The sequence below is a fragment of the Mordavella massiliensis genome, from assembly GCF_016902415.1.
Lineage (GTDB): Bacteria > Bacillota > Clostridia > Lachnospirales > Lachnospiraceae > Merdimonas > Merdimonas faecigallinarum.
Genome location: NZ_JACJLV010000070.1, coordinates 1 through 7,332 on the forward strand (window position 1 = coordinate 1; position 7,332 = coordinate 7,332).

Below are 7,332 nucleotides of genomic sequence, written 5' to 3' on the forward strand. Positions count from 1 at the left end.
TTATCCCACTCCATCGCATAATCTGCGGGATAAACTTCTTCTATCCTCTGCAGGATCTCTTTACACTTCATCCACACCATCCTCCGATCCATAACAGGAAAGAGCCAGGCAGACAAGCCTCCACTCCTCCCGCACCGTTTTTTCCCTGTCTCTTGCAGTCTGGCTGTCCTTGTGTTTTGCCAGCTGCTTTAAGATACTTTCCCGGATCTCTTTCTCCCGTAAAAGATACTTTTTTAACACAGGGTCTTTTTTCTCCAGAAGCCTCTTCCCATAGAGATATTCATACTCTTCGTAATCTTCTGCCTCTCCGTGAGCAACCCGCATCATGGGATAATATTTGCCCGTCTCTTCCACCATCTTTTCTTCTGTGATGCGAAATCCCGACTGATTCAAATACTTTCGGACCTTTTCAATCTCCGACTGGGGCTGCAGGATCAATGCAGAAAGCTGATCCGCGACCTTCCGTCCTTCCTGAAGGATCCGGATCACCAGGCCTCCTCCCATACCGGCCGCGATCATGGTGTCCACTTCTCCCGGCTTTACTTCCTGTAACCCGTCGGAGAGTCTGATCTCGATCCGGTCTTTTAATCCATAGCCGATAATATGCATCCTGGCTCTTTCAAGGGGCCCCTTCTTTACATCCAGGGCGATCACCTTAGACGCGATCCCCTCTTTGATCAGATAGATGGGTATGTATCCATGATCCGTCCCGATATCTGCAACAGAGGCGCCCTCTGTCACAAGACCAGCAACTGCATGTAGTCTTTTTGATAGTTCCATAGGCGCCTCTTTCTTAATCCAGATAATCTCTTAATTTTCTGCTGCGGCTGGGGTGACGGAGTTTTCGGAGCGCTTTTGCCTCGATCTGACGGATACGCTCTCTGGTTACGTCAAACTCCTTGCCCACTTCCTCCAGGGTTCTGGCTCTGCCATCATTCATACCGAACCGGAGCCTTAAAACCTTCTGCTCTCTCTCTGTCAGCGTGTCCAGCACCTCGTCCAGCTGCTCTTTTAAAAGAGTCTGTGCGGCTGCTTCCGCCGGTACCGGCACATTATCATCCTGAATGAAATCGCCCAGATGACTGTCCTCTTCCTCGCCGATCGGAGTCTCCAGAGACACCGGCTCCTGGGAAATCTTCAGGATCTCGCGGACTCTGTCCACAGGCATGTCCAGCTGCGCCGCGATCTCTTCGGGCGTAGGTTCCCGTCCAAGCTCCTGCAATAACTGTCTGGACACACGGATCAGTTTATTGATGGTCTCCACCATATGAACCGGGATACGGATCGTCCTTGCCTGGTCTGCGATGGCACGGGTGATCGCCTGGCGGATCCACCAGGTGGCGTAAGTACTGAATTTGAATCCCTTGTGATAATCAAATTTTTCCACGGCTTTGATCAGGCCTAAGTTTCCTTCCTGGATCAGATCCAGGAAGAGCATTCCCCGTCCCACATACCGCTTGGCAATGCTGACTACCAGACGTAAGTTAGCCTCCGCCAGACGCTTTTTAGCGTCTTCATCTCCGTCAGCCATACGTTTGGCAAGCTCCACCTCTTCGTCTGCTGTAAGAAGCGGAACCTTTCCGATCTCTTTCAGATACATGCGGACCGGATCTTCGATGCTGATGCCGTCCGGCACAGACAGGTCGATCTTTTCCATGTCCACCTCGTCTTCGTCGGAAAGCACGATATCCGAATCGTCCAGATCATCCAGATCTTCCGGCGTATCCGCATTGATCCTGAGCACGTCGATATTGCTGGCCTCCAGAAAATCAAAGACCTTCTCCATCTGGTCCGGCTCCAGTTCCATATCCGAGAAGAAATCATTGATCTCCTGGATCTCAAGAATACTTTTCTTCTTCTTTCCCAGAGCAACCAGTTCTTTTAGTTTCTCCTCAAATTTCTTGATGTTTTCTTCCATGTAGTGTCCATCCTCTCATTGCTTGTTTATATTTTATCCTTAATTAATGGAAATATGCAGTCCCTTCAGGTCCTGCAGCTTTCTTTTGGCTTCCATCAGCCGCTGTAATCCGGCGATATCCGAAGGCTCCAGTTTTCTGCCTGCCTCTTCGATGCTGTGGTTCTTGATCCGAAGTACCGTCTCCATCAAAGCCTTCTCTTTTTCACGCTCGGAAGTCAGTTCCTCGATACGGGTATGAAAAAGCGACGCCACTTCCCGGTGTTCTTCCTCATCTGTGAAATGATTCATGATACGGGCAGGGTTCACATCCCCCTCCTGATACTGTACAAACAGAAGTTCCGCGGCTTTGCGGTACACACCGTCCGAAAAATCTTCCGGGGAAATATAGTCTTTGATCTGCCGGAACACTCTCTCATCCGATACCAGCCAGGTCAGAAGGATCTTCTGGGACTTCCGGATCCCGTCTTCCTTTTCTCTTCCCCCTGCTGTCTTCGGCCTCTCTGCAGGCCTGGCCAGTCCTTCCCGGACCGCCATCTTTGTCACCAGCTTCCGCAGTTCTTCAAAGCCTGTGTGGTATTTTTCCGCTACTGCCTCGATATAGTTATTCCGCTCGATCTCTTCCTCAAATCTTCCCAGTCTCCGGGCAGCTTCCTGGAAAAATGCCGTTTTACCTTCCGGGGTGCCAAGGTCATAATCCTTTTCCAGTACCTCCAGGCTGAACATAAATCCGTTTCTGGCCTGCCGGATCCGCTCTTCAAACGCCTCCGCACCCAGATTTTTTATAAACTCATCCGGATCCTTGTACGGCTCCATGCGGATGATCCTGGCCTGGATACCGGCTTCCCTGAGGATCGGGATCGCCCGGAGCGCAGCCCTGGTACCTGCGTCGTCGCTGTCATAGGTAAGATACACTTCCTGCACATAGCGTTTGATCAGGGAGGCATGTCCCGGTGTAAGCGCCGTTCCCAGCGAAGCAACCGCATTGGTAAACCCGGCCTGATGTAAAGAGATCACATCCATATATCCCTCGCAGAGAAGAAAATACGGCTTCCTGGTCGTCCTGGCCCGGTTCAGTCCATACAGGTTCCGGCTCTTGTCAAAGACAGGCGTCTCCGGAGAGTTCAGATACTTGGGCTTGGCGTCTCCCATGACGCGCCCGCCGAATCCGATGACCCGGTTATTTGCGTCCATGATGGGAAACATGACCCGGTTCCAGAACTTGTCATGGGGACCGTTCTTTTCATCCATGGTGATCAGCCCGGACTTTGCCAGCATCTCGTCCTGATATCCCTGGGACTTCAGGAACTGATACAGGCTGTTGCTGTATTTACTGGAATATCCAAGTCCGAAGGCTTTGATCGTCTCATCATCCAGCTTGCGTCCCTTCAGATAATTCATGGCCTGCTGCCCCTGCGGGCTTTTCAGCTGCACATAATAATACTGGGCCGCTTTTTTCTGAATTTCCAGAAGAATCGCCTTTTCGTCCGCTCTCCTTCTTTCCTCTTCAGAATACTCCGGTTTTGGCAGTTCCACTCCCGCCCGGTCCGCCAGATAACGCAGCGCCTCCACAAAAGTAAAGTTTTCATACTCCATCAAAAATGTAAACACATTTCCGCCCGCCCCGCAGCCGAAGCAGTAATACATCTGCTTTTGTCTGCTGACCGAAAAAGACGGAGACTTTTCATTGTGGAAGGGGCAGAGTCCAAAGTAGGAACTTCCCTTTTTCTGCAGTTTTACATAGGTCGAAATCACATCTACGATGTCGTTTCTGGACCTGACTTCTTCAATGATCTCATCGCTGTAATACATTCTTTTCGCTCATTTCCCTTCGATGACAAATGCTCCCATATATATTTATTCGACAAAAGTATCGGATTTCCTTTAAATTTTCCAGGATTCCGGGATAAAATATTCTTCAAACTTTTTCACGGCATACGTATCCGTCATTCCGGCAATGTAATCGCAGGCCACCTGCTCCCTGGATTCCCCGTCCGGACCGATCATGCGAAGGAACTGCTCCGGCAGGTATTCCAGGTGATCCTCATAAAACTCATACAGGTTTTTGATCATATGTACCGCTTTCTTTTCCTCTCCTTTGGCCACAGGATTCTGGTACACATTTTCAAAAAGAAATTTCCTGAGATCCATCATGGCTTCCGCCACCTCGGGCGACATCCGGATCGCGGACTGCTCCATACTGTTGGTGATCACATTGTGGACCATGGTGTCCAGCCGGACTTTTGAGGATGGGCCAAGAACTTTCCGGATCCTTTCGGGAATATCCGACTCCTTTAAGATCCCCCCGCGGACCGCATCGTCAATGTCATGGTTGATATAGGCGATTTTATCCGAAAGTCTTACGATCTGGCCCTCCAGCGTGTGGGGCTTTCCGCTGGTCTTGTGGTTGCGGATGCCGTCCCGGACTTCCCAGGTCAGATTTAAGCCCCGTCCCTGCCTTTCCAGACGCTCCACCACCCGGACACTCTGCTCATGATGGGTAAATCCAAGTGGGCAGATCTGATTCAGGGCTCTTTCTCCTGCATGTCCAAAGGGGGTGTGCCCCAGGTCATGGCCCAGCGCGATCGCCTCTGTCAGATCTTCGTTGAGGCGCAGGGCCTTTGCAATGGTCCTGGCATTCTGGGACACTTCCAGGGTATGGGTCAGTCTGGTTCTGTAATGGTCTCCTTTTGGCAGCAGAAATACCTGCGTCTTCTGCTTGAGTCTGCGGAATGCCTTGCAGTGAAGGATCCGGTCCCTGTCTCTTTGAAATACCGGCCGGATATCGCATTCTTCCTCCGGCTCTTCCCTGCCTCTGGAATGGATGCTGAGCATCGCATAGGGGCTTAATATCTGTGTCTCGCGAATTTCCATCTGTTCTCTGATCGTCATGCTTTCTTCTGTCCCTTCTCTTCCTGCTTCTTTTCTTCCAGTCTCTTTTCAATCGCATCGACTACCGTCTCCAGAACCTTGATCCGGGCGTAATACTTACAGTTGCCTTCCACCACGATCCATGGCGCATAAGGGGAAGACGTCCGGATCAGCATCTCATTGACCGCCTCTTCGTACTGATCCCATTTTTCCCGGTTCCGCCAGTCTTCCTCCGTAATCTTCCACTGTTTCTCCGGATTTTCCTGCCGTTCCTTAAATCTTCTGGCCTGTTCGTCTTTATCGATCTGCATCCAGAACTTCAATACAACGGCTCCGGCTTCTGCCAGATCCCGCTCCATGTCATTGATCTCTTTGTAGGCTCTCTGCCACTCTTTTTTACTGCAAAAGCCCTCGATCCGCTCCACCATCACGCGGCCGTACCAGGTGCGGTCAAAGATGGTCACGTGGCCGGCCTTTGGCATATCGGTCCAGAACCGCCACAGATAATGATGCGCCTTTTCAATATCATTGGGAGAAGCAGTCGGATGGACCACATAGCCTCTGGGATCCATCTTCTGGGTCAGCCGCTTGATCGCTCCGCCCTTTCCTCCTGCATCCCATCCTTCAAATCCAAGGACTACCGGGATCCTGTGCCTGTACAGTTCTCCGTGGAGTTTCTGCAGTTTATCCTGAAGCTTTTTCAGCTTCTCCTTATATTCTTCTTTGGTACAGGAAAGAGATAGGTCTGCCTTGGTCAGCACCGATTCTTTTAACAACTGGTCTTCAACCGACGCGGACGGCACCTGGTCGTCCATCTCCTTCACGGTCATATCAGCCTGCGCCGCTCTTCTGGCAGCCTCGGCAAGTTCAGCGATCTTGCTTTCCAGCATCTGGACTACGATACTGTAGATCTTGGCCGTCGCAAACTTCCGGTCCGTGGCTTCCACGATATGCCAGGGCGCATAGGCGGTATCTGTACGCAGAAGCATCTCCTCATTCATATCCTGATATCTCTTGAAATGCTGGTTTCTTTCCAGGTCTCCTTTGCTGACTCTCCATGCCGTCTCTTTGGAATCCAGAAGCTTTTCCAGCCGTTTCTTCTGTTCCTTTTTGTCAATGGCAAGAAAGATCTTGATCAGAACCATCCCGTCGGCAGTCAGCTGTTCTTCAAATGAGCAGATGGAGCGGTATGCCTGTTCCGTCTCTTTATCGCTTGTCTTTCCGTCAAAGCGGTCCACCAGCACCTTCCGGTACCAGCTGCTGTCATAAATGGCAATCCTTCCTTTTGCAGGCATCTTGGTCCAGAACCGCCAGAGAAACGGATGCATCTTTTCTTCCTCTGTCTCATTTTTGACCGGATACACCTGAAATCCTCTGGGGTCCAGCGCCTGGATCAGTTCCGCGATCTGTACCCCTTTTCCGGCGGCGCCGTATCCTTCAAAGGCAATCATCACCGGGATCTTCCACTTCTGACACTCCCGTTGCAGTCTTCCAAGCCTGGGGGCAAGTTCATCCATTCGTTTACGATACTCTTCTTTTTCCAGCTTCTTTTGCAGGTCCACTTTTTCCAACATACGACCCCTCCTTCTCTTACTGCAAGATTTACAAGTATATGAAAAAAAGTGTTGACTTTTTATCACCCTTATAGTATTATACTTTTCGGACGGTTTTTCAGTCCGGTTCGCGGAAGTGTCGGAACTGGCAGACGAGCAAGACTAAGGATCTTGTGGCATTCGTGCCGTGTGGGTTCAAGTCCCATCTTCCGCATCAGATCATTTTTTTAAAGCCTTGAAAATGTAGTGTTTTCAAGGCTTATCTTTTTTTCAGGATATTTTGTCTTATGTAACGGAAGGTCTCCTTCTCCCCTTTTTCCGCCAGCATCCGCAACAGGCCGTGCAGAAGCGCCGCCGTATCCGGATGGATCATCTTCCCAAGCTTTGCCGCGCCCTGCTCATAATAGACCAGAGGATCCCTGTCTGTATAAGCGGCCCCTTTATAGGTTTTGGAGGCTGCGACCCGGTCCATAAACATTTCCACCACATATTTCACCGGCATCTTCTGCCCTACGATCCCTTCCTCCGGATTGGCGCTGTAGTCGATCCAGTACTCATAATGGTGTTTATTGCGTCCCTTGTGGTGCAGCCAGGCTTTGGAATATCCGGTAGCTTCCCTCTCTGCGTTGTTGGGGCTTCTGTTCCCCTGGTAATACCGGCATCCCACCAGAAATTCCGACGGGGAATATTTGGACAGGTCGTGAAGAAGCCCCTGCTTATAAAGACCTACCTGGAAGCATTCCTTCATGACAAGCCATTTGTGATGATTAATGGTTCTTAAATGCTGGATCGCTTTCATATTCCACCATCCTTTGCCAGATTACGTTTTTTCGGCCCTCTTACCCTGTGATACGGCTGATCCCGTACAGGATCAGCAGATGGGCCGGATAAAAAATATAAAAGAAATATTTCATCCGTCTGCCCGGCTTCCCGTTGTACAACAGCATGGGAACTGCAGAAAACACTCCGTATCTCTGGACCGTTCCCGTATAC

The 7,332-nt window shown here is 50.5% G+C and carries 7 protein-coding genes and 1 tRNA gene; 1 reads left to right on the forward strand and 7 read right to left on the reverse strand.

Annotated elements, in window-relative coordinates:
- Positions 1–60 precede the first annotated feature (60 nt).
- The 5 genes from H6A13_RS12280 to H6A13_RS12300 form a co-directional block, all read right to left on the reverse strand.
- Entirely contained in the window at positions 61–780 is a 720-nt protein-coding gene (locus H6A13_RS12280) for a tRNA (adenine(22)-N(1))-methyltransferase (RefSeq protein ID WP_204909835.1), read from the reverse strand.
- A gap of 13 nt (positions 781–793) precedes the next feature.
- The gene (rpoD, locus tag H6A13_RS12285; RefSeq protein ID WP_204909836.1) at positions 794–1,918 is read right to left on the reverse strand and encodes an RNA polymerase sigma factor RpoD; all 1,125 of its coding nucleotides are present in this window, start codon (positions 1,916–1,918) and stop codon (positions 794–796) included.
- Positions 1,919–1,957: 39 nt separating this feature from the next.
- Entirely contained in the window at positions 1,958–3,727 is a 1,770-nt protein-coding gene (gene dnaG, locus H6A13_RS12290; protein WP_204909837.1) for a DNA primase, read from the reverse strand.
- A gap of 72 nt (positions 3,728–3,799) precedes the next feature.
- On the reverse strand, positions 3,800–4,807 hold the full coding sequence (locus H6A13_RS12295) for a deoxyguanosinetriphosphate triphosphohydrolase (protein ID WP_204909838.1): 1,008 nt from the start codon (positions 4,805–4,807) through the stop codon (positions 3,800–3,802).
- A complete protein-coding gene (locus tag H6A13_RS12300; protein ID WP_204909839.1) occupies positions 4,804–6,360 on the reverse strand; it encodes a phosphate--AMP phosphotransferase in 1,557 nt (518 codons plus the stop codon). The genes H6A13_RS12295 and H6A13_RS12300 overlap by 4 nt, the downstream gene beginning before the upstream one ends.
- A gap of 109 nt (positions 6,361–6,469) precedes the next feature.
- Here H6A13_RS12300 and H6A13_RS12305 point away from each other — a divergent pair.
- Positions 6,470–6,553, forward strand: a tRNA-Leu gene (locus H6A13_RS12305).
- Between the two features lie 45 nt (positions 6,554–6,598).
- On the opposite strand, the gene H6A13_RS12310 is transcribed toward H6A13_RS12305, so the two are convergent.
- The gene (locus tag H6A13_RS12310; protein WP_204909840.1) at positions 6,599–7,138 is read right to left on the reverse strand and encodes a DUF5662 family protein; all 540 of its coding nucleotides are present in this window, start codon (positions 7,136–7,138) and stop codon (positions 6,599–6,601) included.
- 40 nt (positions 7,139–7,178) lie between these two features.
- A complete protein-coding gene (locus H6A13_RS12315) occupies positions 7,179–7,286 on the reverse strand; it encodes a TraX family protein (RefSeq protein ID WP_476703434.1) in 108 nt (35 codons plus the stop codon).
- Between the last annotated feature and the right edge of the window lie 46 nt (positions 7,287–7,332).

What these genes read in the sequence shown, in the direction of transcription:
- H6A13_RS12280 (WP_204909835.1), bottom strand. Translation starts at nt 780, where the DNA reads ATGGAACTATCAAAAAGACTACATGCAGTTGCTGGTCTTGTGACAGAG.
- rpoD (WP_204909836.1), bottom strand. Translation starts at nt 1,918, where the DNA reads ATGGAAGAAAACATCAAGAAATTTGAGGAGAAACTAAAAGAACTGGTT.
- dnaG (WP_204909837.1), bottom strand. Translation starts at nt 3,727, where the DNA reads ATGTATTACAGCGATGAGATCATTGAAGAAGTCAGGTCCAGAAACGAC.
- H6A13_RS12295 (WP_204909838.1), bottom strand. Translation starts at nt 4,807, where the DNA reads ATGACGATCAGAGAACAGATGGAAATTCGCGAGACACAGATATTAAGC.
- H6A13_RS12300 (WP_204909839.1), bottom strand. Translation starts at nt 6,360, where the DNA reads ATGTTGGAAAAAGTGGACCTGCAAAAGAAGCTGGAAAAAGAAGAGTAT.
- H6A13_RS12310 (WP_204909840.1), bottom strand. Translation starts at nt 7,138, where the DNA reads ATGAAAGCGATCCAGCATTTAAGAACCATTAATCATCACAAATGGCTT.
- H6A13_RS12315 (WP_476703434.1), bottom strand. Translation starts at nt 7,286, where the DNA reads ATGCTGTTGTACAACGGGAAGCCGGGCAGACGGATGAAATATTTCTTT.